Source organism: Bradyrhizobium aeschynomenes, from assembly GCF_013178945.1.
In the GTDB taxonomy this organism is placed as follows: Bacteria; Pseudomonadota; Alphaproteobacteria; order Rhizobiales; family Xanthobacteraceae; genus Bradyrhizobium; species Bradyrhizobium aeschynomenes.
Genome location: NZ_JABFDM010000006.1, coordinates 443,939 through 466,114, shown reverse-complemented (window position 1 = coordinate 466,114; position 22,176 = coordinate 443,939). Strand labels below are relative to the sequence as shown.

The 22,176-nt window shown below is 65.4% G+C and carries 23 protein-coding genes; 17 read left to right on the top strand and 6 right to left on the bottom strand.

The window, feature by feature from the left end:
* Positions 1-247 precede the first annotated feature (247 nt).
* On the bottom strand, positions 248-379 hold the full coding sequence (locus HL666_RS34615) for a hypothetical protein (RefSeq protein WP_376698604.1): 132 nt from the start codon (positions 377-379) through the stop codon (positions 248-250).
* 190 nt (positions 380-569) lie between these two features.
* On the opposite strand from HL666_RS34615, the gene HL666_RS20180 reads away from it, so the two are divergent.
* Positions 570-824: a GCG_CRPN prefix-to-repeats domain-containing protein gene (locus HL666_RS20180; RefSeq protein ID WP_172108348.1), complete on the top strand. Its 255-nt coding sequence runs from the start codon at positions 570-572 to the stop codon at positions 822-824.
* Positions 825-983: 159 nt separating this feature from the next.
* On the opposite strand, the gene HL666_RS20175 is transcribed toward HL666_RS20180, so the two are convergent.
* On the bottom strand, positions 984-1,658 hold the full coding sequence (locus tag HL666_RS20175) for a metalloregulator ArsR/SmtB family transcription factor (RefSeq protein WP_172183208.1): 675 nt from the start codon (positions 1,656-1,658) through the stop codon (positions 984-986).
* Between the two features lie 99 nt (positions 1,659-1,757).
* On the opposite strand from HL666_RS20175, the gene HL666_RS20170 reads away from it, so the two are divergent.
* The gene (locus HL666_RS20170; RefSeq protein WP_172183206.1) at positions 1,758-2,072 is read left to right on the top strand and encodes an NIPSNAP family protein; all 315 of its coding nucleotides are present in this window, start codon (positions 1,758-1,760) and stop codon (positions 2,070-2,072) included.
* A 45-nt stretch (positions 2,073-2,117) separates the two neighbouring features.
* A complete protein-coding gene (locus tag HL666_RS20165; RefSeq protein WP_172183204.1) occupies positions 2,118-2,936 on the top strand; it encodes an isocitrate lyase/PEP mutase family protein in 819 nt (272 codons plus the stop codon).
* A gap of 69 nt (positions 2,937-3,005) precedes the next feature.
* On the opposite strand, the gene HL666_RS20160 is transcribed toward HL666_RS20165, so the two are convergent.
* Positions 3,006-3,317: a hypothetical protein gene (locus tag HL666_RS20160; protein ID WP_172183202.1), complete on the bottom strand. Its 312-nt coding sequence runs from the start codon at positions 3,315-3,317 to the stop codon at positions 3,006-3,008.
* Positions 3,318-3,531: 214 nt separating this feature from the next.
* On the bottom strand, positions 3,532-3,960 hold the full coding sequence (locus HL666_RS20155) for a hypothetical protein (RefSeq protein WP_172130655.1): 429 nt from the start codon (positions 3,958-3,960) through the stop codon (positions 3,532-3,534).
* Between the two features lie 137 nt (positions 3,961-4,097).
* On the opposite strand from HL666_RS20155, the gene HL666_RS20150 reads away from it, so the two are divergent.
* From HL666_RS20150 to HL666_RS20105, 10 genes are all read left to right on the top strand, one after another.
* Positions 4,098-4,742: a trimeric intracellular cation channel family protein gene (locus tag HL666_RS20150; RefSeq protein ID WP_172183200.1), complete on the top strand. Its 645-nt coding sequence runs from the start codon at positions 4,098-4,100 to the stop codon at positions 4,740-4,742.
* 313 nt (positions 4,743-5,055) lie between these two features.
* On the top strand, positions 5,056-8,547 hold the full coding sequence (locus tag HL666_RS20145; RefSeq protein WP_172183198.1) for an indolepyruvate ferredoxin oxidoreductase family protein: 3,492 nt from the start codon (positions 5,056-5,058) through the stop codon (positions 8,545-8,547).
* A gap of 1,082 nt (positions 8,548-9,629) precedes the next feature.
* Positions 9,630-10,778: a thiolase family protein gene (locus HL666_RS20140; protein ID WP_172183196.1), complete on the top strand. Its 1,149-nt coding sequence runs from the start codon at positions 9,630-9,632 to the stop codon at positions 10,776-10,778.
* The gene (locus tag HL666_RS20135; protein ID WP_172183194.1) at positions 10,778-11,167 is read left to right on the top strand and encodes a Zn-ribbon domain-containing OB-fold protein; all 390 of its coding nucleotides are present in this window, start codon (positions 10,778-10,780) and stop codon (positions 11,165-11,167) included. The genes HL666_RS20140 and HL666_RS20135 overlap by 1 nt, the downstream gene beginning before the upstream one ends.
* Positions 11,168-11,550: 383 nt before the next feature.
* Positions 11,551-12,411, top strand: a complete 861-nt coding sequence (locus tag HL666_RS20130) for a MaoC family dehydratase (RefSeq protein ID WP_172108367.1) — start codon at positions 11,551-11,553, stop codon at positions 12,409-12,411.
* A gap of 138 nt (positions 12,412-12,549) precedes the next feature.
* The gene (locus HL666_RS20125) at positions 12,550-13,428 is read left to right on the top strand and encodes an SDR family oxidoreductase (protein ID WP_172183185.1); all 879 of its coding nucleotides are present in this window, start codon (positions 12,550-12,552) and stop codon (positions 13,426-13,428) included.
* Between the two features lie 156 nt (positions 13,429-13,584).
* A complete protein-coding gene (locus tag HL666_RS20120; protein ID WP_172183183.1) occupies positions 13,585-14,538 on the top strand; it encodes a dihydrodipicolinate synthase family protein in 954 nt (317 codons plus the stop codon).
* Positions 14,539-14,540: 2 nt separating this feature from the next.
* Positions 14,541-15,344 (top strand): NUDIX hydrolase, encoded by an 804-nt coding sequence (locus tag HL666_RS20115; protein ID WP_172108373.1) that lies wholly within the window; start codon positions 14,541-14,543, stop codon positions 15,342-15,344.
* Positions 15,345-15,457: 113 nt separating this feature from the next.
* Positions 15,458-18,139: a PAS domain-containing protein gene (locus tag HL666_RS20110; protein ID WP_172130645.1), complete on the top strand. Its 2,682-nt coding sequence runs from the start codon at positions 15,458-15,460 to the stop codon at positions 18,137-18,139.
* Between the two features lie 136 nt (positions 18,140-18,275).
* Complete coding sequence (locus tag HL666_RS20105; RefSeq protein ID WP_172108375.1) at positions 18,276-18,731, top strand: hypothetical protein; 456 nt, start codon at positions 18,276-18,278, stop codon at positions 18,729-18,731.
* Between the two features lie 17 nt (positions 18,732-18,748).
* On the opposite strand, the gene HL666_RS20100 is transcribed toward HL666_RS20105, so the two are convergent.
* Positions 18,749-19,132: a VOC family protein gene (locus tag HL666_RS20100; RefSeq protein WP_172108377.1), complete on the bottom strand. Its 384-nt coding sequence runs from the start codon at positions 19,130-19,132 to the stop codon at positions 18,749-18,751.
* 219 nt (positions 19,133-19,351) lie between these two features.
* Here HL666_RS20100 and HL666_RS20095 point away from each other — a divergent pair, with 219 nt between their 5' ends.
* From HL666_RS20095 to HL666_RS20080, 4 genes are all read left to right on the top strand, one after another.
* On the top strand, positions 19,352-20,062 hold the full coding sequence (locus tag HL666_RS20095) for a hypothetical protein (protein ID WP_172183181.1): 711 nt from the start codon (positions 19,352-19,354) through the stop codon (positions 20,060-20,062).
* 117 nt (positions 20,063-20,179) lie between these two features.
* Positions 20,180-20,653 (top strand): hypothetical protein, encoded by a 474-nt coding sequence (locus HL666_RS20090; protein WP_172183179.1) that lies wholly within the window; start codon positions 20,180-20,182, stop codon positions 20,651-20,653.
* A 189-nt stretch (positions 20,654-20,842) separates the two neighbouring features.
* A complete protein-coding gene (locus HL666_RS20085; protein WP_172108383.1) occupies positions 20,843-21,256 on the top strand; it encodes a DUF3775 domain-containing protein in 414 nt (137 codons plus the stop codon).
* A gap of 135 nt (positions 21,257-21,391) precedes the next feature.
* Positions 21,392-21,838, top strand: coding sequence for a host attachment protein (locus HL666_RS20080; RefSeq protein WP_172130641.1), 447 nt, complete (start codon positions 21,392-21,394; stop codon positions 21,836-21,838).
* An 80-nt stretch (positions 21,839-21,918) separates the two neighbouring features.
* Here the strand turns inward: HL666_RS20080 and HL666_RS20075 are convergent, their stop codons facing one another.
* Positions 21,919-22,113: a hypothetical protein gene (locus tag HL666_RS20075; protein ID WP_172108387.1), complete on the bottom strand. Its 195-nt coding sequence runs from the start codon at positions 22,111-22,113 to the stop codon at positions 21,919-21,921.
* Positions 22,114-22,176: the final 63 nt, after the last annotated feature.

Below are 22,176 nucleotides of genomic sequence, written 5' to 3'. Positions count from 1 at the left end.
AGCGTGGCGGCGCCATATCCGCGCCGCACGTCATGTGGTGAGACAGTTCAGCTCACGTTCAGGTGATCAGTCGAATACTGCCTTCATGCTCTGAGCTCGTGGATCATGGAGGCGCGCGATGGAACGACGAAATTTCCTCAGACTGGCATTGGGCCTCGGCTGCGTGGCCGCTGCGGGGGCCGCCCTTCGCGCGACGGAGTCGATCGCCGCGCCGCTTGCGCCGTCGCCCCTCAACGGTGGGCTTCCGTCAGCGAGAGACATGAATGTCGAGCGCGCGGTGACCTCGCAGCAGGAGGCCGGTCGGCTTGCTCCGGAGCAGGTGCGCGGCGGGCACCACGGACATCATGGACATCATGGTCATCACGGTCACGGTCATCATGGCGGTTGGCGCCGGCGTCACTGGGGCTGGCGGCGCCGCCATTGGGGCTGGCGTCACCATCATCGGCACTGGCGCCGCCGCTGGCACCGTCGTCATCATTGGTGATCGGTGTCGGAGGCGTGAACTTTGGTCATCACCGTCAGACTACCGTTGGAGCCGCGTCGCGGCGCGTTGAAGGAAGGAATGAGCGATGAAGACTCTTGCTGCTGCTGCCTTGGCTCTCGGCGTTGGCCTGTTCAGCCTGTCCACCGCACAGGCTGCGCCACTCGCACCGATCACGCCGGCGATGGTGCAGGGCGGCTCGTCCGCCGAGATCATTCAGGTGGCGCAGGGCTGTGGACCCGGCTTTCACCGCGGCCCGCGTGGCGCCTGCCGGCCGCTCTACAACTGTCCTCGGGGGTGGCACACCGGCCCCTACGGCAAGCGCTGCTTCCGCAACTGGTAACGCCTCGGCGTGACAGTCGGGCAGGGGTTGCGTAGCAGCGCGATCCCTGCCGCGGCGCCTGATCCACCTGCTCCGGAAGTCGAGCAGCAGCGCGCCTTATCTGGCCGGCGCTTCGCGAAACACGAGGTAACCCGCATCGGCGATCGCAGCGCGCGATCGTCAGTCGCCGGCCGCTCCGAACAGCGCCGCAAAGTGCTTTTCACCAGCGCGGCTGAAATTCACGACGCGACTGCCGGCCGTGGTGTCGCGCGCGGCCCATTTGAGCTCGGTGAAGCGCTTCATCAGGGCTGCGCCGAGCGTCCCGGCGAGATGATGCCGGCGCGCGCTCCAGTCGAGACAGGCCTTGCAGACCGGCCGCCGCGGGTGCGTCAGCATTTCCGGCGAGATCCTCAGATGTCGCGCAAGGAAGTGCTCGCCCTCCTCGGTGAGGATGATCTCCTGCTTGCGATGGCGAACGAGCTTCTGCCGGACCATGCTGTCGAGCATCTGTACGCCGAGATCGCCGGCGAGATGGTCGTAGCAGATGCGAGCGCGCCGCAGCTCCGGCTCCTTGGGGCCGGTACGGACTCGCATGTGGCCGGCGCGCGCCGCGAGACCGGCGAGCTTCTCCAGCACGTCCGCGACATCGGGATCGGCGAGCCGGTAGTAGCGGTGGCGGCCCTGCTTCTCCGGCTCGATCAGGCCGCCGCCTTCCAGCTTGGCCAAATGGGAGCTCGCCGTCTGCGGCGTCACGCCGGCCTCCTGGGCAAGCTCGGTCGCAGTCAGGGCGCGGCCTGAGAGCAGGGCGGTCAGCATGTTGGCGCGGGCGGGATCGCCGACCAGCGCTGCAACCATTGCGATATCGGGACCTGATTTCATACTTCGATGCTAGCCGAAGCATTATCGTCGGGCAAGCAGATAGTCTCGGTCAAGCCAAACATACTCGAGGTTGTCATGAGCATCACTGTCTTCATCCGCTATCGAATCGATCCGTTCAAGCGCGACGTGTTCGAGCACTACGCGCAGCGCTGGTTGTCGATCATTCCGCGCTGCGGCGGCAACCTGATCGGCTATTTCATGCCCCATGAGGGCACCAACGACATCGCCTATGGCCTGATTTCCTTCGACAATCTCGCCGCTTACGAACGCTATCGCGCGACCTTGCGCGGGGATGCCGAGGGTAGGGCGAACTTCGCGCTCGCCGAGGAGCACAAGCTCATTCTGGGCGAAGAGCGAACATTTTTGCGCAGCGTCGTAGCGGCGCCATGAGGGCGGCACTATGCTGCTGCGACTGATGCGAGATGGGAGAATGACATGGCAGTGACCACCACGGCAGACAAGCGCGCGGCCTTTCGCAAGCTGCATGAGACCGGTTGCTTCGTGTTGCCCAATCCGTTCGATGTCGGCACGGCGAAGATGCTGCAGCATCTCGGCTTCAAGGCGATTGCCTCCACGAGCGCCGGCTTCGCGTGGTCGATCGGCAAGGCCGACACGGGCACGACGCTCGACGAGATGCTCGCGCATCTCGTCGCGTTGTCGGCGGCCGTCGACATTCCCGTCAACGCCGATTTCGAGGGCGGCTTCGCTGATGCCCCGGAAGGGGTGGCCGCCAACGTGGCGCGCGCGGTCGCGACCGGCGTCGCGGGCCTATCGATCGAGGATTCCACGGGTGACAAGGACGATCCGCTCTATCAGCGCGAACTGGCGGTGGAGCGCATCCGCGCCGCACGGCAGGCGATCGATGCCAATGGCGGCGACGTGCTGCTGACCGGTCGCTGCGAGGCGTTTCTCTGGGGCAAGCCCGACCTCCGGCTCGTGACCGACCGTCTCACGGCCTATGCCGAGGCCGGCGCGGATTGTCTCTATGCACCGGGGATCAAGACGGTCGAGGAGATCTCCGCCGTGGTGAAGGCTGTGGCGCCGAAGCCGGTGAACCTGCTGATCGGGGCGTCCGGCCTCTCGTTGGAGCAGGCCGCGGGACTTGGCGTGCGCCGCATCAGCGTCGGCGGATCACTGGCGCGAATGGCGTGGGCTGGTTTCATGCGCGCAGCGAAGGAAATGGCAGAGCAGGGCACCTTCACTGAGCTGTCGAAAGGCTTACCCGGCGGCGAGCTGAACAAGATCTTCGGCTGAGATCAGATCCACGCATGCAGAAGAGCCGCGGACCTACCGCGGCTTTTCCAATTCAGCAGTTCCAACCGCTCAGTAGCGATCCGTCCCAATGCCGACGCTCACGCCGGGCGCGCGGATGCCGATGCCGCCGCGATCTTCATAGGTGCGGCGCTCGATGTGGCGCTCCCGCGGGGAATAGGCGTAGGAATCGCGGTCGCGATCTTCGATGATGACGCGACGTTCGCGGCGCTCGCGCCAGCAACGTCCGTCCTCGTTGCAGACCATCCGGACGTTCTGGACGTCGCGCTTTGGGACCGCCGAAACGTCGGGCGAGAGCGGGGCGGCCGAGGCTGCAGTCATCACCAGTGTGCCTGCTGCGGCTACGAGAGCTAGAACCTTCATCACGTGTCTCCTCCAGTCAGTGGGTCAAAGTGCCGCACGGCCAATCGGCCAAGGCGTGATTGGTTCCACCCCAAAGGTCGTTGGTACGTAATTCTAGGCCGGCGCCCGCCCGGTACTGATGAGGACTCTCTCAAAAAGAGCGGCGGGTGATTGCTCACCCGCCGCCAGTCTTGACGGCTGGTCGCCGTCTGCGAGATCGAGTTGTTGGGCGCGATTACTTCGCGGTGTTGTTCTGGCCGCTCGGTGCCGCCGGCGGCGGGGTCGTGCGATCACCGGCAGCGCCCGTGGTCACGCCAGGCGAACCGTTGGGCGTGGTGCCGGTTTTCGTCGATGCCGATTGCGACGCCGGCGTGGTGCTGGCCTGGTCGTTGCGCGCCGACATGTTGTTCAGGCCGTAGAACACCGCGCCGAGCAGGATCGCGATGCCGAGGGCGTAGGCTGCCATGCGGCCGGTCGAAGCGCGTCCTTCCGACAGCTCGGGATCCGGCTGCAGCTGACTATCCATACGCGCCGCGCGCTCGTACTCGGTGCCCGTCACGCCCGCGCCGGTCGGGTCGGCAGCGCCCATGCCGGGGCGCGTCGTCATGTCCGGCCGGGTCATGCCGTCGGGATAACGTTCATTCGGAAGCCGTTCGTTGGCCATTGCATCCTCCTTGCGATTGTCTGCGGACAACCAGCGCGGCCCTGCCTCCGTTCCGCGAAACCTTACGAAATCCCCATCTGGATCGTGTCGCGGCGCGCTAAGGTTCCGGGCGCGCATTTGCGATTCTGGAGCTCTCGATGTGGAACCTGCCGCCGGCTGACAGCGTGTTGCATCTGTTGTCCTGGTTGGCGCTGGCGGCGCAGGCGATGACCGCGGCGCTCGCGGCGGGGCGCCGCAGCATGGACTGGATGGGTGTCTGCCTGCTGGGCGCCATCACCGCGCTCGGCGGCGGCACGTTGCGCGACGTTCTGCTGGGACATTATCCGCTCGCCTGGGTCGAGCGGCCGTCCTATCTGCTGCTGACCCTGCTGGCGCCATTCGTCACCATCGCGATGGCGCGTGTCGTGCACCGGCTGACCACCGCTTTTCTCGTGCTCGATGCCATCGGGCTCGTGGTGTTCACGATGTCGGGTTGCAACATCGCCTGGCAGATGAACGTGCCGTTCGGCATCGTCATCGTCGCCGGGATGATCACGGGCTGCGCGGGCGGCGTGCTGCGCGACATCCTCTGCAACGACGTGCCGCTGCTGTTTCGCGCCGAGCTCTATGCCAGCGTGTCGCTGCTGACCGGCTTGATCTATGCCACGGGGTTGTCGCTCGGACTCGGCAGCGGCGTCCTGACGGCGCTGACCTTCGTGTTCGGGCTGTCGTTCCGGCTGCTGGCGATCCGCTACAAATGGAACATGCCGCGCTTCGTCTTCACGGGCGAGGAGCGCGGCTGAGCCGCCGCGTTGTCGCATTGCACAATGAAGTGGTGCCAGAATCGTGCCTGCCGCAATGCTCCGGTAACCGTTTCCGTGCGCTCGCCAAGCCATGCTGCGCATCATCCCATTTCGCGCCGGTGGCCGTTTCCGACATAAACGGCAAAAGCCGCCGCTGGCCCTCGCCATGAAATTGCGATTTCGGGTGGCTGCCCTGCGCAGGCGAGATTTGTGATGCGCATTATTCAAAAGCGGACATAAATGATTGGCAGAACGCGCGCTTCCGCCAAGGCGGTGAGCTGCGCACCCCGACGAGGCACGGCGAGAGGGCGGAATGGGCATCAACGAGAGCGAGATCAATCTCGACCAGAAATACACCGCAAGCTCCGGCCACATCTTCCTGACCGGCATCCAGGCGCTGGTCCGGCTGCCGATGGCCCAGATCCGGCGCGACCGCGCCGCCGGCCTCAACACCGCCGGCTTCATCTCCGGCTATCGCGGCTCGCCGCTCGGCGGCTACGACCAGCAGCTGTTCTCCGCGCGCAAGCATCTCGAGCAGTACAACGTCAAGTTCCAGCCCGGCGTCAACGAGGACCTCGCGGCCACGGCGGTGTGGGGTTCGCAGCAGCTCGCACTGTCGCCCGGCGGCAAATATGACGGCGTGGTCGGCATCTGGTACGGCAAGGGTCCCGGCGTCGACCGCTGCGGCGACGTCTTCCGCCACGGCAATGCGGCCGGCTCCGCCAAGAACGGCGGCGTGCTGTGCCTCGCCGGCGACGACCACGGCGCCAAGTCCTCCACCGTGCCGCACCAGTCCGACCACGCCTTCATGTCGGCGCTGATGCCCTATCTCTATCCGTCGTCGATCCACGAGATGATCGAGATGGGCCTGCTCGGCATCGCGATGTCGCGCTATTCCGGCTGCTGGGTCGGCATGAAGGTCATCACTGAAACAGTCGAGACCACCGCCGAGATCAACCTCAACGACGAGATGACGCCGTTCGTCATCCCGACAGATTTCGAGCTGCCGCCGGGCGGCCTCAATCTGCGCTGGCCGGACGACCGCTTCGAGCAGGACCGCCGGCTGCAGGACTACAAGGGCTTTGCCGCGATCGCCTTTGCGCGAGCCAACAAGGTCAACCGCATCACGATGGATTCACCGAACGCCCGCTACGGCATCATGGCGTCGGGCAAGAGCTACGAGGACATCCGCCAGGCGCTGCGCGAGTTGGGGATTACCGAGGAGGTTGCCGCCAAGATCGGGCTTCGACTTTACAAGATCGGCATGCCCTGGCCGCTGGAGCCGGAAGGCGTGCGGCAGTTCGCGGTCGGTCTCGAGGAGATCTTCATCATCGAGGAGCGCCGCGAGATCGTCGAGAACCAGGTCAAGCAGGAGCTGTTCAACTGGCGCGACGACGTCCGCCCGCGCATCGTCGGCAAGATGGACGACCACGACAAGCGCTTCCTGCCGTTCGCGACCGAGCTCTCCGTCGCCTCGCTCGCGACCTCGCTCACGGAGCGACTGCTTCGCCTCGACCTCAATCCCGAGATCAAGGCGATGCTGCGCGCCAAGGCCGACTGGTTCAACGGCCGCGACGCCACGCAGATGCAATTGGTCTCGCCGGTGGCGCGCACGCCGTATTTCTGCTCCGGCTGTCCGCACAACACGTCGACGAAGGTGCCCGAGGGCAGCCGCGCGCTGGCCGGCATCGGCTGCCACTTCATGTCGCTGTGGATGAACCGCAACACCGAGACCTTCACCCATATGGGCGGCGAGGGCGTGCCGTGGGTCGGCATCGCGCCGTTCACAAACGAGGAGCACATCTTCGCCAATCTCGGCGACGGCACATATTTCCATTCCGGCAGCCTCGCGATCCGCCAGGCGGTCGCCTCCAAGGCCAACATCACCTACAAGATCCTCTACAACGACGCCGTCGCGATGACCGGCGGCCAGCGCCATGACGGCGATCTTTCGCCGCAGCAGATCACCTTCCAGCTGCATTCCGAAGGCATCCGCGAGATCTATCTGGTCTCGGAAAATCCCGATGCCTATCCGGCCGACAGCATTGCCCCGGGCGTCAAGCTGGCGCATCGCGACGAGCTCGACAACGTCATGAAGACCTTGCGCCAGACCAAGGGCGCCTCGGCCATCGTGTTCGTGCAGACCTGCGCCGCCGAGAAGCGCCGCCGCCGTAAGCGTGGCACGATGGAGGATCCGCAGCGCCGCGTGTTCATCAATCCGGCCGTCTGCGAAGGCTGCGGCGACTGCTCGGTGCAGTCGAACTGCATCTCTGTCGAGCCGCTGGAGACCGAGCTCGGCCGCAAGCGCGTCATCAACCAGTCCTCGTGCAACAAGGACTATTCCTGCGTGAAGGGCTTCTGTCCGTCCTTCGTCACCATCGACGGCGGCAAGCCGCGCTCGCGCGCGCCGGCTGAACTCGGCGACATCGGCGAGATGCCGGAGCCGCTGAGCAAGCCGACGCTCGACAGGCCCTATAACGTCGCGGTCGGCGGCGTCGGCGGGACCGGCGTGCTGACCATCGGCGCGCTGCTCGGCATGGCCGCGCATATCGAGGGCAAGGCCTCGATGATCCTCGACATGTCCGGCCTTGCGCAGAAGGGCGGCGCGGTGCTGAGCCACGTCCGCCTGTCGCAGAACACGGCCGACGTGACCTGCTCGCGCATCGTCACCGGCACCGCCGATCTCGTCATCGCCGCCGACGAGGTGGTGGCGGGCGCCAAGGAGACGATCACCCTGTGCGACAGCGAGCGCACCCATGGCGTGATCAACAGCCATCTGATCCCGACCGCCGACTTTGTCCTCAACCGCGACTTCAACTTCCAGAACCGCAAGGTCACGAGCCTGCTGGAGACAGCACTGCGCAAGGACGCGACCTTCTTCGACTTCACCAAGCCGGCCGAGGCGCTGCTGGGTGACAGCATCGCCACCAACATGATGATGATGGGCTTCGCCTATCAGAAGGGCCTGCTGCCGCTGTCGGCCGAGGCGGTCGAGAAGGCGATCGCGATCAACGGCGTCGCGGTCAAGATGAACACCGAGGCGTTCCGGCTCGGCCGCCTCATGGTTGTCAATCCCGAACGCGTCGCCGGCATGATGACCGGCCAGGACGAAACGGTGCCGCCAAAGTCCCTCGACGCCATGACGCTCGACGAGATCATCGCCCATCGCATGACCTACCTCACGGCGTACCAGAACGCCCGGCTGGCCAAGCGCTACCGGAAGCTGGTCGACCAGGTCCGCGACGCCGCAGACAAGGGCGGCTATGGCGAGGGGCTGCCGCGCGCGGTCGCGATCAACTACGCAAAACTGCTCGCCTACAAGGACGAGTACGAAGTGGCGCGGCTGTTCTCGGACGGTACCTTCGAGAAGCAGCTCCACGACGCGTTCGAGGGCGACTACAAGATCAGCTTCAATCTGGCGCCGCCGATCTTCAACAGCGGCCTCGATCCGCAGGGCCGTCCGAAGAAGAAGAGCTACGGCCCGGGCATGATGAAGATGTTCCGGCTGCTGGCGAAGCTCAAGGGCCTGCGCGGCACGCCGCTCGACATCTTCGGCTATTCCGCCGAGCGTAAGATGGAGCGCGACCTGATCGCCGGCTACGAAAAGGACGTCGCGACCGTGCTGAGCCTGCTGTCGCCGGCCAATGCCGAGATCGCGGCCGAATTCCTGTCGCTGCCCGACAAGATCCGTGGCTACGGCCCGGTCAAGGACAAGGCGGTGCAGGACGCCAAGGTGCGCTACGCCCAACTCGCTGCCGACTTGGCCAATCCGCCGCCCGCGCCAAGGCAGATGGCGGCGGAGTAGGGCGCAAGCCACCATTATACGGTGATATGCGATGCTGGTGAATGCGCCCTCTCCCCTCGTGGGAGAGGGCATGTAGGACAATGGGGCAAGCACGGTCGGGTGAGGGGTCTGTCTCGACGAGCATAGCGCGCGGAAAGATACCCCTCACCCGACCGCGCTCGTGGATCGGCCGGCGATGCCCTCTCCCACAAGGGGAGAGGGCACTGTATCGCGCGGTGTGACGTTCGCTAAGACGAGTGTTGTTTCATCTCGCCTGCTGGCGGTGACCGATTTTTCGTATTCGGTTTTCAGGTTTTTAATTGACGAAAAACAGAAATCATGCTCTACTCCCCGCNCGAAAAACAGAAATCATGCTCTACTCCCCGCATCCCGCCTCACTCGGAAGGGGCGTTGCGCGCGATCGTCACGACACGCGAGGCGGGGAGCGATGGCCGCGATGGAGCCGCAGCGTAGCTTGCTACGCCGACGAACGGTTCGGTGCGGACGTGAAGTCGCAGCGTGCTGGCACCCCGACGCTGGTGTCACGTTCGTGACGGCGCTTGCGCGCCGCGCGGGCAATGGTGGCCAGAAAGCCCGGCGCACCAGGCAGACTGCGTATAAGCGTGAAGACCGTCGCGCAGGGAAGGCCGGGTTGTCTCGGCTGCACCTGTGGTACCTGCCGCCTGCATTTTTCCGCAGGCGGGCCGCAGGCGTCAGCCGACGCCTGGCCTTCCCTGCGCCCTCCGATCTGATGAGGGTGAACAAGATCAGCATGACCCGGGCAGTGATGTCGCGGGAGTGCTGCGTCACGTGTAGTTCGATATGTGCTCGCTCGCGCCACACGATCGCTGTCGTCCCGGGCTTGACCCGGGACCCATAACCACCGGCGGGTATGAGAGGGCACGCGGGGCCACCATCGAGTCCAACAAGATCCGTCTGTGGTTATGGGTCCAGGGTCAAGCCCGGGACGACGGCGGAGTGAAGGGCGAGACCATGCGTCATCTCCACCACGCGGAATATTTTCACTGCTTGCCAAGCCTCATGCAAGAGTTCAAAAAAATCTCCAACCATCGGGCAGGAAACGACAGGAAGCGGAGACGGAATTGACCATCAAGGGCAAGGCCTACATTGCCGGGATCTATGAGCATCCGACCCGGCACGCACCGGACAAATCGACCGCGCAGCTGCATGCCGAGGTCGCCAAGGGCGCGCTGGAGGATGCGGGTCTGAGCGCCAAGGATGTCGACGGCTATTTCTGTGCGGGCGACGCGCCCGGCGGCGCTTGGCCGATGGTCGATTATCTCGGGCTGAAGGTGCGGCACATCGATTCCACCGAGACGGGCGGCTGCTCCTATCTGATCCATGTCGGTCACGCTGCGGAAGCGATCGCCGCGGGCAAGTGCTCGATTGCGCTGATCACGCTCGCCGGCAAGCCGCGCACCGGCCCGATGCCGCCGCGCGCCGCCGGCGCGGAGGCCGATTTCGAGATGGCCTACGGCGCCACGACGCACAACGCCTACGGCATGTGCGCCATGCGCCACATGCACGACTACGGCACCACGTCCGAACAGCTCGCCTGGATCAAGGTCGCTGCCTCGCATCACGCGCAGTACAATCCGCATGCGATGCTGAAGGAGGTTGTCACGGTCGAGGACGTCATGAACTCGCCGATGATCTCCGATCCCTTGCACCGCATGGATTGCTGCGTCGTCACCGACGGCGGCGGCGCGCTGATCGTGACCACGCCCGAGATTGCCAAGAGCCTGAAGAAGCCGCTGGTGCGGCTGATCGGCCATGGCGAGGCCATGAAGGGGCCGCGCGGCGGCAAGGATCTCGACCTCACTTACTCTGCAGGCGTGTGGTCCGGTCCGCGCGCCTTCGAGGAAGCGGGCATCACGCCGAAGGACATCAAATACGCGTCGATCTATGACAGCTTCACCATCACGGTGCTGATGCAGCTCGAGGATCTCGGCTTCTGCAAGAAGGGCGACGGCGGCAAGTTCGTGGCTGACGGCAATCTCATCTCCGGCGTCGGCAAGCTGCCGTTCAACACCGATGGCGGCGGCCTGTGCAGCAACCATCCGGTCAACCGCGGTGGCATGACCAAGGTGATCGAGGCCGTGCGCCAGCTGCGTGGCGAGGCCCATCCCAAGGTCCAGGTGCAAAACTGCGACCTCGCCATCGCCCATGGCACCGGTGGCCTGCTCGGCGTGCGCCACGCCGCCTCGACCTGCATTCTGGAGCGCGTCTGATGTCTGAAGCGAAGAAACTGCCGGCCCCCGTCACCAATCCCGAGACCAAGGCGTTCTGGGACGCGGCCGCCGAGGGCAAGTTCCTGATCAAGCGCTGCACCGCCTGCGGCGAGGCGCACTATTTCCCGCGCTCGATCTGCCCGTTCTGCTTCTCGGATCAGACGGTGTGGGAGCAGAGCGCGGGCGAGGGCGAGATCTACACGTTCTCGATCATGCGCAAGTCGCCGACTGGCCCGTATGCGATCGGCTACGTCACCCTGAAGGAGGGGCCGTCGCTGCAGACCAATTTCGTGGATTGCGATTTCGATGCGTTGAGGATCGGCCAGAAGGTGAGGGTGGTGTTCAAGCCGACCGACGGCGCGCCGCTGCCGTTCTTCACGCCGGTGTAGGGGGGCAGATGCCGCCGCGCGTCATTGCGAGCGCAGCGAAGCAATCCAGGGTGATTTCCTCGACTTTGGATTGGTTCGTCGTTTCGCTCCTCGCAATGACGAAGAGCGGATTGCGGCCACACGACCGGTGCACCCTCTCCCCTTGTGGGAGAGGGTGGCGAAATCGAGCGAAGCGAGATTGAGCCGGGTGAGGGGTCTCTTTCCACACGAACAGTGTTTCTGTGGAGGCAACCCCTCACCCGAGTGAGGTTGGAGCTGATAGCGGTGTAGCCCTCTCCCACAAGGGGAGAGGGCACAGTCATTGGCGCCGTACTAACGGGATAAAGGCGGTGGGTGCGCTTCGCTCTGCCCACCTACGAAGAAACGAGACTCGGGGAGGCGACATGCCGATCGACTACGATGAGCTGATGGCGATGAAGGCGATCGGGCAGGCTTACGCCTACACCGATCGCGAGGTGATGCTGTATGCCTATGGCATCGGCATGGGCGCCGATCCGATGGATGAGAAGGAGCTCGCCTTCGTCAACGAGGCCACCGCCGAGCCGCGGCCGCTGAAGGTGGTGCCGACCTTTGCCTCCGTCGCCGCGTGGGGCGCCGGCCCCGGCGACATGAAGCTGAACCGCGTGCTCGTCGTCGATGGCGAGCGCGATATCACGTTCCACAAGCCGTTCGCGGTCGCCGCGAAGATCTCCGCCGACTCCTCCGTGCTCGCGGTCTCCGACAAGGGCAAGGACAAGGGTGCGGTCATCCGCCATCAGACCATCCTGCGCGACGAGAGCGGCGCGCCGCTGGCGACCTTGGTGGCCTCGCGCTTCGCCCGCGGCGATGGCGGCTTCGGCGGTCCCTCCGGCGGCATTCCCGAGCCGCATCCGGTGCCGACGCGTGCGCCGGACCGCAGCGTCGACATCACGACGCGGCCGGACCAGGCACTGATCTATCGTCTCTGCGGCGACCGCAACCCGCTGCACTCGGACCCCGAATTCGCCCGCCGCGCCGGTTTTCCGCGGCCGATCCTGCACGGCATGTGCACCTACGGCCTGACCTGCCGCGCGGTGCTGCAGACCTATGCGGACTACGACACGTCGGCCTTCAAGCAGCACGCGGCGCGGTTCTCCTCGCCGGTGTTTCCGGGAGAGACCGTCACGGTCGATCTGTGGAAGGACGGCGATGTGATCTCGTTCGAGGCGCGCGTGAAGGCCCGCAACGTCACCGTCATCAAGAACGGCAAGACGGTGCTCGGTTGATAAATATGTGTTTGAGGCACGCCTGTTAGTTGTCGTCATGCCCGGGCTTGACCCGGGCATCCATCCTCTTCCGAAGATGGATGGCCGGGTCAAGCCCGGCCATGACGAGTAAACAAAAGCACAGCGCAGGAGGACACCATGGGACTGCTCGACGGCAAGGTGGCGCTGATCACCGGCGCAGGTGGCGGGCTCGGCGAGGCCTATGCAAAACTGTTCGCACGCGAGGGCGCGGCCGTCGTCGTCAACGACCTCGGCGGTCCGCGCGACGGTTCCAGCTCGGATCTGTCGATGGCCGAGCAGGTGGTCGCCGCGATCAAGGCAGACGGAGGCCGCGCGGTCGCCAACGGCGCGGACATCTCGACCATCGCCGGCGGGCAGTCGGTGTTCGACGACGCCATCCGGCATTTCGGCCGCGCCGACATCCTGGTCAACAATGCCGGCATTCTCCGCGACCAGACCTTCGCAAAATCCAGCGAGGCCGACTGGGACAAGGTGATCCAGGTCCACCTCAAGGGCACCTTCTGCTGCACCTTGCCGGTGTTCCGCTGGATGCGCGACAATGGCGGCGGCGTCATCGTCAACACCTCCTCGACCTCGGGCCTGATCGGCAATTTCGGCCAATCCAACTATGGCGCCGCCAAGGGTGGTATCTGGGGCCTGTCCAACGTGCTGGCGATCGAGGGCCGCAAGTACAACATCCGGGTCTGGACCCTGGCGCCGGGCGCGCTGACCCGCATGACCGCCGACCTGCCGCGCTACAAGGAGAACCCGGGCGCGGCGCTGACACCCGAAGGCATCGCGCCGGCCGTGCTCTACATGGTCAGCTCCCTCTCGGGCGACCAGACGGGGAAGGTCCTCGGCGTCTCCGGTCCGCGCGGCGTGCGCGAGTTGCGCATGATGGAAATGGACGGCTGGAAACCGCCATCCTCGGCCTGGAAGGCCGAGGACATCGCGGATCATGCAGGGGAGATATTCTTTTCGGAGGACGAGATTCGAAAGTCCGCGCGGCGGTTTTGATGTATGTCTGGCCCCGTTCCGGGGGCCCGCCGAAGCTCTCAAGAGCGAGGCGAAAGTGAGGTTCCGGAATCCAGAACGATGATCGGCCAGATCGACTCCGCGCCTGCGCCGGGCAGCGCCTTGCGGAGCGACGCCAGAGAGATTGGAGACCAGACGATGAAGCTCACCGCCGCCGCCAAGGGCACCTTCGCGATCGCGCCGACGCCGTTCCACGATGACGGCCGCATCGACGAGGCCTCGATCGACCGTCTGGTCGATTTCTATGCCGAGGCGGGCTGTGATGGCATCACGGTGTTGGGCATCATGGGCGAGGCGCCGAAGCTCGATGCGGCTGAATCCGCCGAAGTCGCGATCCGCTTCGTCAAGCGCGCGAAGACCATGCAGATCATCGTCGGCGTGTCGTCGCCGGGCTTCGCGACCATGCGCGCGCTGGCCCGCGCCACGATGGATGCGGGCGCTGCCGGCGTCATGATCGCGCCGCCGCCGAGCCTGCGCACCGACGACCAGATCACCGGCTATTTCAAGCAGGCGCAGGAAGCGATCGGCGAGGACATTCCCTGGGTGCTGCAGGATTATCCGCTGACCCAGCAGGTCCAGTTCACGCCGGCCGTCATCCGCAAGATCGTCATGGACAGCCCGTCCTGCGTGATGCTCAAGCACGAGGACTGGCCCGGCCTGGAGAAGATCTCGGCGCTGCGCGCGTTCCAGAAGGACGGCTCGCTCAAGCCGCTGTCAATCCTGTGCGGCAATGGCGGCCTGTTCCTCGACTTCGAGATGGAGCGCGGCGCCGACGGCGCGATGACCGGCTACGCCTTCCCGGAGATGCTGGTCGATGTCGTCAAGCTGTCGCAGGCCGGCAAGCGGGATGCCGCGCACGACCTGTTCGACGCGCATCTGCCGCTGGTGCGCTACGAGCAGCAGCCAGGCGCCGGCCTCGCCGTGCGCAAATACGTGCTGCAGAAGCGCGGCGCCATCGCCTCCAGCGCGCAGCGCAAGCCGGGCTCCGCGATCACGGCCGCCGCCAAGGCCGAGGTCGACTATCTGCTGTCGCGGGTCGCGCGCTTTGATGCCCGGGCCAATCTGCAACCCCGAGCCAGTGCCGCGGAGTGACCATGGCCGACGTTGCCGCCGTTCGTCCCGCCTCGACCGTGCTGCTGCTGCGCGATAGCGCTGCGGCACGCGAGATCGAGGTCTTCATGATGGTGCGCCACCATCAGATCGAGTTCAACTCGGGGGCCCTGGTGTTTCCAGGCGGCAGCGTCGACAAGGGCGACCGGGAGATTGCCGGGATGCCCGAGTTGTATTCCGGTGGCGACGGCGTGGCCGCCGAGGCGCTCGGCTTCCGCATCGCCGGCCTCCGCGAGACCTTCGAGGAGAGCGGCATCCTGCTGGCGCGTCCGCGGCGTTCGGACGCGCTGATCGATGCCGCCGCGGTGCGCGAGATCGAGGCGGCGCATCGCCTCGCGCTGTGTGAGGGTAAGACCAGCTTCCTCGAGGTGCTCGAGACGCATGGCCTCGTCCTGGCGCTCGACGCACTCATCCCTTACGCCCATTGGATCACGCCCGAGGGCATGCCGAAGCGCTTCGACACCTGGTTCTTCCTGGCGGCCGCGCCGCCGGACCAGCTAGGCGCCCATGACGGCCGGGAATCGACCGATTCGGTCTGGGTCTCGCCGCGCGAAGCGCTGGCGGGGGGCGAGGATGGCCGCTTCAAGCTGCCGTTTCCGACCACCCGCAACCTGATCCGGCTCGGCAAGCAGCCGGCCGTGGCCGAGGCCCTGGCGGCGGCGCGGGACATGGACGTCGTGACCGTGATGCCGGTGATGACCAGGACCGCCGATGGCGGCCGTCAGCTGCGCATTCCGCCGGAGGCGGGCTATGATGGCGAGGTGTTCGAGTTCGGTGCGGCCGGTTAACCGCACACGCTATTTTTCGTCCGGCGGATGATGCGCCGGACACGTTCGTTCCCTATTTGTTCATTTGGCCGCGCGGCGGCTCGTATATACTGCGGTTCCGAACATCGGATCCCATGAGTAAATTACCGGACCTCGACACGGCCTGCAGCAGCCTCCGATCGATGACGATCGGACGGATGATCTTTGGCAGCTTTTTGCTGCTGCTCGCCGTGATCACCGCAACCAGCATGGCAAGCGTGATCGCCATCCGCCACATCGATTCGACCTTTGCGGAGCTGCAGCGGCTGCAAGGCGTCGGCGATCTCGCCGAGGAGATCGATCAGCGCATGAACGAGCTGCGGCTCGCCGCGCGCGATTTCGTCACCGACCCGGGCTCGCGCTCCGACCGGGCGATGGAGGCGGCGACAGAGCTCAATGCGCTGTTGAAGAAGACGCGCCTGCAATTGGCGCCGGAGCAACAGGCGACCATCGACGGCGTGTCCCAGCGGCTCGCGAACTACCGCGAAGGCATCGACCGGATCAGTGCGCTGATTGCGCGCCGTGCCGAGCTGTTGTCGGGGCTGCCGGCGGCCCGCGAGAGTTTCGAGGAGGCGATCGCCGGCCTGACCGATCGGGGCACCGCGCGGGCGCTGTTCCGGGTGCAGAACCAGGTCGGCGCGGCGCTGCTGGCGCGCGATCCAGCCGGCGCCGAGCAGGCGGCCCGCAGCATGCGCGCGATGCCGATCGACGACTCCGCGCTACGCGCCGCAGCGGACCGCTACGCCGAGGCCATCATCGCCATCGCCGGCACAGAAGACGAGATTGCGCGGCTCGACAAGGAGGTGCTCGGCATCGAGGGCCGGCTGATCGGCCGGGTCACGGAGCTGTTGCGCGCGCTCAGCGCCAGCCAGGGCAAGGTGTTGTCGCGCGACTTCGCCCGCACGCTGGCGGAGACCAAATGGCAGAGCATCATCTTCGGCACCGCGGGCGTCCTGATCGGCATCTTTGCCGCCTCGTTCGTGGTGCGTCGAACCGTGCGGCCGCTGGCCTCGATCGCCCGCTCGATCCGGGCACTGGCGGCAGGTGAGAAGGCGACCTCGATTCCGCAGACCGACGTCCAGAACGAAATCGGGGACATCGCGCGCGCCGCCGAGGTGTTCCGGCAGACGCTGCAGGACGCCGATGCAGCCCGCGAGGCCGCGGTGCGCGCGCTGGCCGAGCAGCGGCTGGCGGAGGAGAGCTATCGCAAGCTGTTCGAGGCCTCGATCGACGGCATCTATGTCACGACCCCGGGCGGCCTCGTGCTCAACGCCAATCCGGCGCTTGCGCGCATCATGGGGTATGAAACGACGAGCGAACTCATTCAGAGCGTCAACGATATCGCCGAGACGATCTACGTCCATCCGCTGGCACGCGAACGCTATCAGCGGCTGATGCGGCGCGACGGCATGGTGCGCGAGTTCGAGTACCAGGTGCGACGGCGTAACGGCGAGATCCGCTGGCTGTCGGACAGCGCCACCGTGGTGCGCGACGAGAGCGGCGAGGTCGTGCGCTACGAAGGCGTCGTCCGCGACATCACCGATCAGAGGCGCGCGGAAGATGCGATCGCCGAAGGCCGCAGGCTGTTGCAGCAGGTCATCGACACCGTGCCGGCGGTCATCAACGTCAAGGACCGCGAGCTGCGCTATGTGCTGATGAACCGCTACATGGCCGGCATCTTCAACGTCGAGCCCGAGGATGCGCTCGGGCGCACCACGGGTGAGCTGATGGTGCGCTACGGCGCGAGCAAGACCGACTCGAATGACAAGCGTGTGCTGGCCACCAAGGCCGGCCTCGGCTTCTACGAGGAGGAGTATCTCGATTCCTGCTGCGTCATGCGGCAGTGGCTGGTCAACAAATTGCCGCTGCTGGACGCCGATGGCGAGGTCGACAAGATCGTCACGGTGGCGCTCGACATCGGCGAGCGGAAGAAGAGCGAGCTCGAGATGCGCAAGGCCAAGGAGGCTGCCGAGACGGCGCTCCGTAACTTGCGCGAGACCCAGGCCTCGCTGATCGAGGCGGAGAAGCTGGCCGCGCTGGGGCGCATGGTCGCGGGCGTCGCGCACGAGGTCAACAATCCCGTCGGCATCAGTCTGACGGTCGCCTCCGCGCTCGAGCGCAAGACCGAGCGCTTCAGCGAGGCGGTGACGCGCGGTGAGCTCAGGCGCTCGAGCCTCAACGAGTTCATCGAGACCAGCCGCAACGCGGCTGCCCAGCTTGTCGCCAACCTGAATCGCGCGGCCGAGCTGATCCAGTCGTTCAAGCAGGTGGCGGCGGATCGCAACTACTCCGACCAGCGCAGCTTCGACCTGGCCGACCTCACCGAGCAGGTGGTGATGAGCCTGCGCCCCGGCGTGCGCAGACAGAACCTGACGATCAATGTCGATTGCCAACCCAATCTGGTGATGAACAGCTATCCCGGCCCGTATGGCCAGGTGCTGACAAATCTGTTCCTCAATGCGGTCGCACATGCGTTCCCGGACGGGCGCAGCGGCGTGATCGAGATCCGGGCACGCGAGTCCGGGCGCGACAATGTCGAGATCATCTTTTCCGACGATGGCTGCGGCATGAGCCTCGACGTCCGCCGTCGCGCCTTCGATCCGTTCTTCACGACGCGCCGCGACCAGGGCGGCACCGGTCTCGGCCTGCACATCGTCTACAACATCGTGACCAACCGGCTCGGCGGCCGGCTCGATCTCGACTCCGAGCCCGGCGCCGGCACGCGCATCCAGATCATCCTGCCGCGCGTAGCACCGTTGGAGCAGGCGGCGGAATAGGGGCGGATGTCGCGGTAACGGCGTGAAGTCCGGATTGACTCTCACGAAGCCGCGATCGAATCGAATTCTGGCCCGGTCGATGCATCTCCATCTGTGCACCCTGAGGTGGTGCAGGAGCCAGATGGACCAGATGGACATGAGCAAATGGATCGTGTGCAGCGGCCATGAGCCGCAGCGAGCTGATCGTTCCGATCTTCGCCCCCGAGATGCAGGCCGCCAGGAGGCTGGACGCTGGAAGCCTCCCATCCCGATGACGGGCGCAGCGCTGCTGATTGCGCTGGCCACTCCGCCGTCATTGGCGCGCGATCGAGGCCAGTACGCGAACTCATCGCCGGAGATGAAGGCGTGGTTCGACGGCTTGCGCAGCGGCAAGGGCCCATGCTGCTCCGATGCCGACGGCAGCGCCGTCAGCGATGTCGACTGGGAGAGCAAAGGCGGCCATTACCGCGTGCGCATCGAGGGCGAGTGGCTCGACGTTCCCGACGACGCCGTGATCACGGAGCCCAACCGCGTCGGCCGCACCATGGTCTGGCCGATGCGTGGCTATCAAGGGCTCTCGATCCGCTGCTTCATGCCCGGCAGCATGACGTAGTCCGCGTGCGCGGTGCCTCAGGCGTATTTCTGGTCGCGCTCGAGCAGCTCGATCGAGATGCCCTGCGGCCCGCGGATGAAGCAGATGCGCACACCGGGGCGGATCGTGGTCGGCTCGGTCGTGAAGGTGACGCCCTTGGCCTTGAGAGCAGCGGCTGCGGCGTCGATGTCCTTCACGGTGAGGCCGAAGTGATCCAGGCCCTGGTGCGGCGTCAGCGGCGGTTCGTTGACGCCGTCGCCCGGCTCGACCTTGGCGATGAACACGCTGGCACCGCCGAGCTTGACGTCGATCCGGCCCGGATGGCGGACGATCTCGCCGCCGAGCATCTCGTGCAGCCAGCTCGCGGTCGCTTCCGGATCCGGGCTGCGCAGATGAATGTGGTCCCACGTGACATGCAACATCGTCGAGATCTTTCGAAGAGTGAACCGTCTGCGGCGCGGCAGCGTTTCCAAGGCGTCGGCAACGATCCGGATGTTTACCGACTCGTTGCCGGCCGCGCCAGCCCGGCGAACGTACCTGTATCCGGGCCTGCCCTCCAATTGTCGGCTTTGCATGCAACGCTGTCGATGTTTGCCGATTGATGTTCCCATACGCCCGGCCGGGCAGCCGATGGTGCAGACATGAGCGCGGGTCTCTTCCGTTTGCCAGGACTCAAGCTCGGCGGTGCCGCGGCGGCAGCGGGGCGCCGAGGCAACGACGCTTACATTCCCCTCGGCGCTGCTGTATCCAGCCTTGCGGCGCTCGCGTTGATCATGTGCGGCGCCGTCGGCTGGCTGATCATGTCGGTCGACGACGGCGAACCGTCGGATCCCAGTCTCGCGCGACTGACGTTGGATCACCCGAGCGGACAGTTTGAGGGCGAGGAGGATGGAACAGAGCCGTCGCGCGGCTTTGCGTCCGTGGTGCCGGGTGTGGCGGACAGCGCCAACGCACATCCGGCACCGCCATCCGCGGTCAGGTCGGGCCCGAGTCTGATGGATGCCAATGCGAGCCTTGCGCCAGCGATGCAGGCTGCGCCCTCGGCGGTGTTCGATCCGGCCGCTCTGTCCGGTCTGCGCATCGGTTCCCAATCCTGGCGGCGCGGCGGTCTCGGATCAAAGGCGCTGGTGACGTTCACGCTGCGGAACACGAGCGCCTTCACCATCAAGGATGTCGAAATCAACTGCGCCTTCAGCCGGCGTGATGGTAGCCACGTGACGGATCGTCGGCGGGTCGTGCCTGGAGAAATCCGCTCGGGCGGCCGCAGGACCTTCGCCGCGGTCCATGTCGGATTTGTCAACGTTAACGTCAGCACGGCTAAATGCGCGCTGGTTGCAGCGACGAAAATCTAATTATGTCGCGCTAGTTTCCCGCGGTCATTGAACCTGATTGGTCGGGCCGGGAACATACTGTCATGGTCCCCCGTTAGGTGGATGGTCGGCTCGGGTGGGCCGACGGAGCGGTGAATTATGCCTATCTTGCGTTATTTTCTATTCGTCGGTGGTACTTTGCTCGCGCTGCTGGTCCTCGCGGATGCCGTGCTTCCCAGCGTACCGTTGCCGACAACCCTGACCTCCGCTTCGGATCTTCCCCCGGTACGCATTCAGTCCGCCCGCAAATGGCCAGAGCGGATCGTGATGGACACGTCGGTCGCGCCGCCGGTGCCTGCGGTGATTGCCAAAATGGAGCGGCCTGCGCCCGTGGCGGCCGCCGCCAAGGGCGACGTGCGCGACGCCTTCGCCCAGATGAATGTCGCCGATACCAAGCCGCAGGCCGTTGCCGCGGTGGGCGTCGAAACGCCTCGGGCGGCGACCAAGCTTCCGGAGACTGCGCCCAAGCCCTTGGACGCCAAGAAGCGGAAGACCGCGAAAGCTCATCCTGGCAAGCCGATGATCCTGGTGGCGCAGCAACCGCACGTCGGCGCTTTCTATTCCACCTGGTAATATCGAGTCCTTCGCTGCGTTCATTGCTGAGTCTTCGCGGCCGTCCTCGTGAATGAGATCGGGCGCGGCGACGTCTTGGACGCCGCCAGACTGCCTTGATCTTGCGCAAAGTGCGCTCCGTCCGGAGCGCCTAGCGTCACCTCAATGGGAACCAGGGCGCGTTGCCCCGTGGACCCAGGGAGACGCTCAATGACCACCACCCCGCCCAATCTCTCGATCTCGCCGGAGAAGGTCGCCTTCGTGGTGACCAAGGCCCATCAGTACGAAATGGAGGCGGCCGAGCCCGAGCTGCTGGCGGATCTCACCGACGACGACGCGGCTCCGGCAACGGGCGGACGCGGCGTGAACACGGACCGATCAGAGCTCGTCAGCTTCATCAAGGGCCTCAATGTCGATGAGCAGATCGACTTGGTCGCTTTGACATGGCTGGGGCGCGGCGACGGCTCGCTGGAAAACTGGGACGAGCTTCGCGCGCAGGCGGCTCAGGCGCACAACAACCGCACGGCTAGCTATCTCATTGAGACGCCGATGCTCGGTGACTATCTCGAGGAGGCACTGTCGGAGTTCGGCCTCTCGCTGGAAGATTTCGAAGAAAGCCTCTAGCGCATGGCGGGAGCTGCATCGGCTGCGAGGGACGGCGCTGATGCATGGGAATGACCAAGTGATGTCCGCGCTGTGCCATGGCGGGGACTCGAAGGCGGCCCGGCGCTGGGGTCGTTGAGATCAAGGAGTAGGCTCATGGACAAGATGAAGGTTGGGACCGGTGACTGGGTCGTCGTTTGCGATGGGCGCAAGGCGCTGATCCTCGAGAACATCGGCGACAGCATGTTTCCGAACCTGCACACCAAGGAGGTTCATGAGCATGAGAATGAGCGCACCAGCGCTCAAGGGGCCGATGCGCCCGGTTCGGTGCAGCAGTCGTTCGGCCATGCGCGGAGCTCGGTGGAGCAGACCGATTGGCACGATCAGGCGGAACGGGCCTTCCTCAAGCAGATCGCCGACCGCCTGCATCACGCCGTACTTTCAGGCGAGACCAAAGCCGTAACGATGGTGGCGTCGCCACGCGCGCTCGGCATGATCCGCGCCGATTATTCCGACGCGGTTCGCAAGGTGCTGCATGGCGAGGTCCACAAGGACCTCGTGAAGCTTCCGGTCTACGAAATCGAGAAGCAGCTGCTGGCCTGAGCCGGCCGTCCGGCGCCGCAAAGACCTTGCCGACCGACATCACCGATCTCTCCTGCAGTCAGGGCCGGCTGTGGGGGAGGTCAATGCGTGCGTTCAAGAGACGCAGCCGTCTCCGGCTCGTTCGGCACCAGGCTCGCGTCCCGATGGACGGTCTCCTTTTCGACGATCTCATATCCGCATTCCTGCAGCCAGGCGATGAGCCGGTCTGCCATGGCATAATCCCATGTCGGGTAGGAGCGTGCGATGACTTGGCGCGGCGTGAGCTTGCGAGACATTCTTAATCCTTCGCGACCTGATCTCGTGATGCTCGAGAAATTCTCGTCGGGTGTCGCTGTTGA

Bases quoted from the DNA above. Each gene is read 5' to 3' on its own strand.
- HL666_RS34615 (WP_376698604.1), bottom strand. From the start codon at position 379: ATGATGACCGTGACCGTGATGACCATGATGTCCATGATGTCCGTGGTG.
- HL666_RS20180 (WP_172108348.1), top strand. From the start codon at position 570: ATGAAGACTCTTGCTGCTGCTGCCTTGGCTCTCGGCGTTGGCCTGTTC.
- HL666_RS20175 (WP_172183208.1), bottom strand. From the start codon at position 1,658: ATGGTTGCAGCGCTGGTCGGCGATCCCGCCCGCGCCAACATGCTGACC.
- HL666_RS20170 (WP_172183206.1), top strand. From the start codon at position 1,758: ATGAGCATCACTGTCTTCATCCGCTATCGAATCGATCCGTTCAAGCGC.
- HL666_RS20165 (WP_172183204.1), top strand. From the start codon at position 2,118: ATGGCAGTGACCACCACGGCAGACAAGCGCGCGGCCTTTCGCAAGCTG.
- HL666_RS20160 (WP_172183202.1), bottom strand. From the start codon at position 3,317: ATGAAGGTTCTAGCTCTCGTAGCCGCAGCAGGCACACTGGTGATGACT.
- HL666_RS20155 (WP_172130655.1), bottom strand. From the start codon at position 3,960: ATGGCCAACGAACGGCTTCCGAATGAACGTTATCCCGACGGCATGACC.
- HL666_RS20150 (WP_172183200.1), top strand. From the start codon at position 4,098: ATGTGGAACCTGCCGCCGGCTGACAGCGTGTTGCATCTGTTGTCCTGG.
- HL666_RS20145 (WP_172183198.1), top strand. From the start codon at position 5,056: ATGGGCATCAACGAGAGCGAGATCAATCTCGACCAGAAATACACCGCA.
- HL666_RS20135 (WP_172183194.1), top strand. From the start codon at position 10,778: ATGTCTGAAGCGAAGAAACTGCCGGCCCCCGTCACCAATCCCGAGACC.
- HL666_RS20130 (WP_172108367.1), top strand. From the start codon at position 11,551: ATGCCGATCGACTACGATGAGCTGATGGCGATGAAGGCGATCGGGCAG.
- HL666_RS20125 (WP_172183185.1), top strand. From the start codon at position 12,550: ATGGGACTGCTCGACGGCAAGGTGGCGCTGATCACCGGCGCAGGTGGC.
- HL666_RS20120 (WP_172183183.1), top strand. From the start codon at position 13,585: ATGAAGCTCACCGCCGCCGCCAAGGGCACCTTCGCGATCGCGCCGACG.
- HL666_RS20115 (WP_172108373.1), top strand. From the start codon at position 14,541: ATGGCCGACGTTGCCGCCGTTCGTCCCGCCTCGACCGTGCTGCTGCTG.
- HL666_RS20110 (WP_172130645.1), top strand. From the start codon at position 15,458: ATGAGTAAATTACCGGACCTCGACACGGCCTGCAGCAGCCTCCGATCG.
- HL666_RS20105 (WP_172108375.1), top strand. From the start codon at position 18,276: ATGAGCAAATGGATCGTGTGCAGCGGCCATGAGCCGCAGCGAGCTGAT.
- HL666_RS20100 (WP_172108377.1), bottom strand. From the start codon at position 19,132: ATGTTGCATGTCACGTGGGACCACATTCATCTGCGCAGCCCGGATCCG.
- HL666_RS20095 (WP_172183181.1), top strand. From the start codon at position 19,352: ATGAGCGCGGGTCTCTTCCGTTTGCCAGGACTCAAGCTCGGCGGTGCC.
- HL666_RS20090 (WP_172183179.1), top strand. From the start codon at position 20,180: ATGCCTATCTTGCGTTATTTTCTATTCGTCGGTGGTACTTTGCTCGCG.
- HL666_RS20085 (WP_172108383.1), top strand. From the start codon at position 20,843: ATGACCACCACCCCGCCCAATCTCTCGATCTCGCCGGAGAAGGTCGCC.
- HL666_RS20080 (WP_172130641.1), top strand. From the start codon at position 21,392: ATGGACAAGATGAAGGTTGGGACCGGTGACTGGGTCGTCGTTTGCGAT.
- HL666_RS20075 (WP_172108387.1), bottom strand. From the start codon at position 22,113: ATGTCTCGCAAGCTCACGCCGCGCCAAGTCATCGCACGCTCCTACCCG.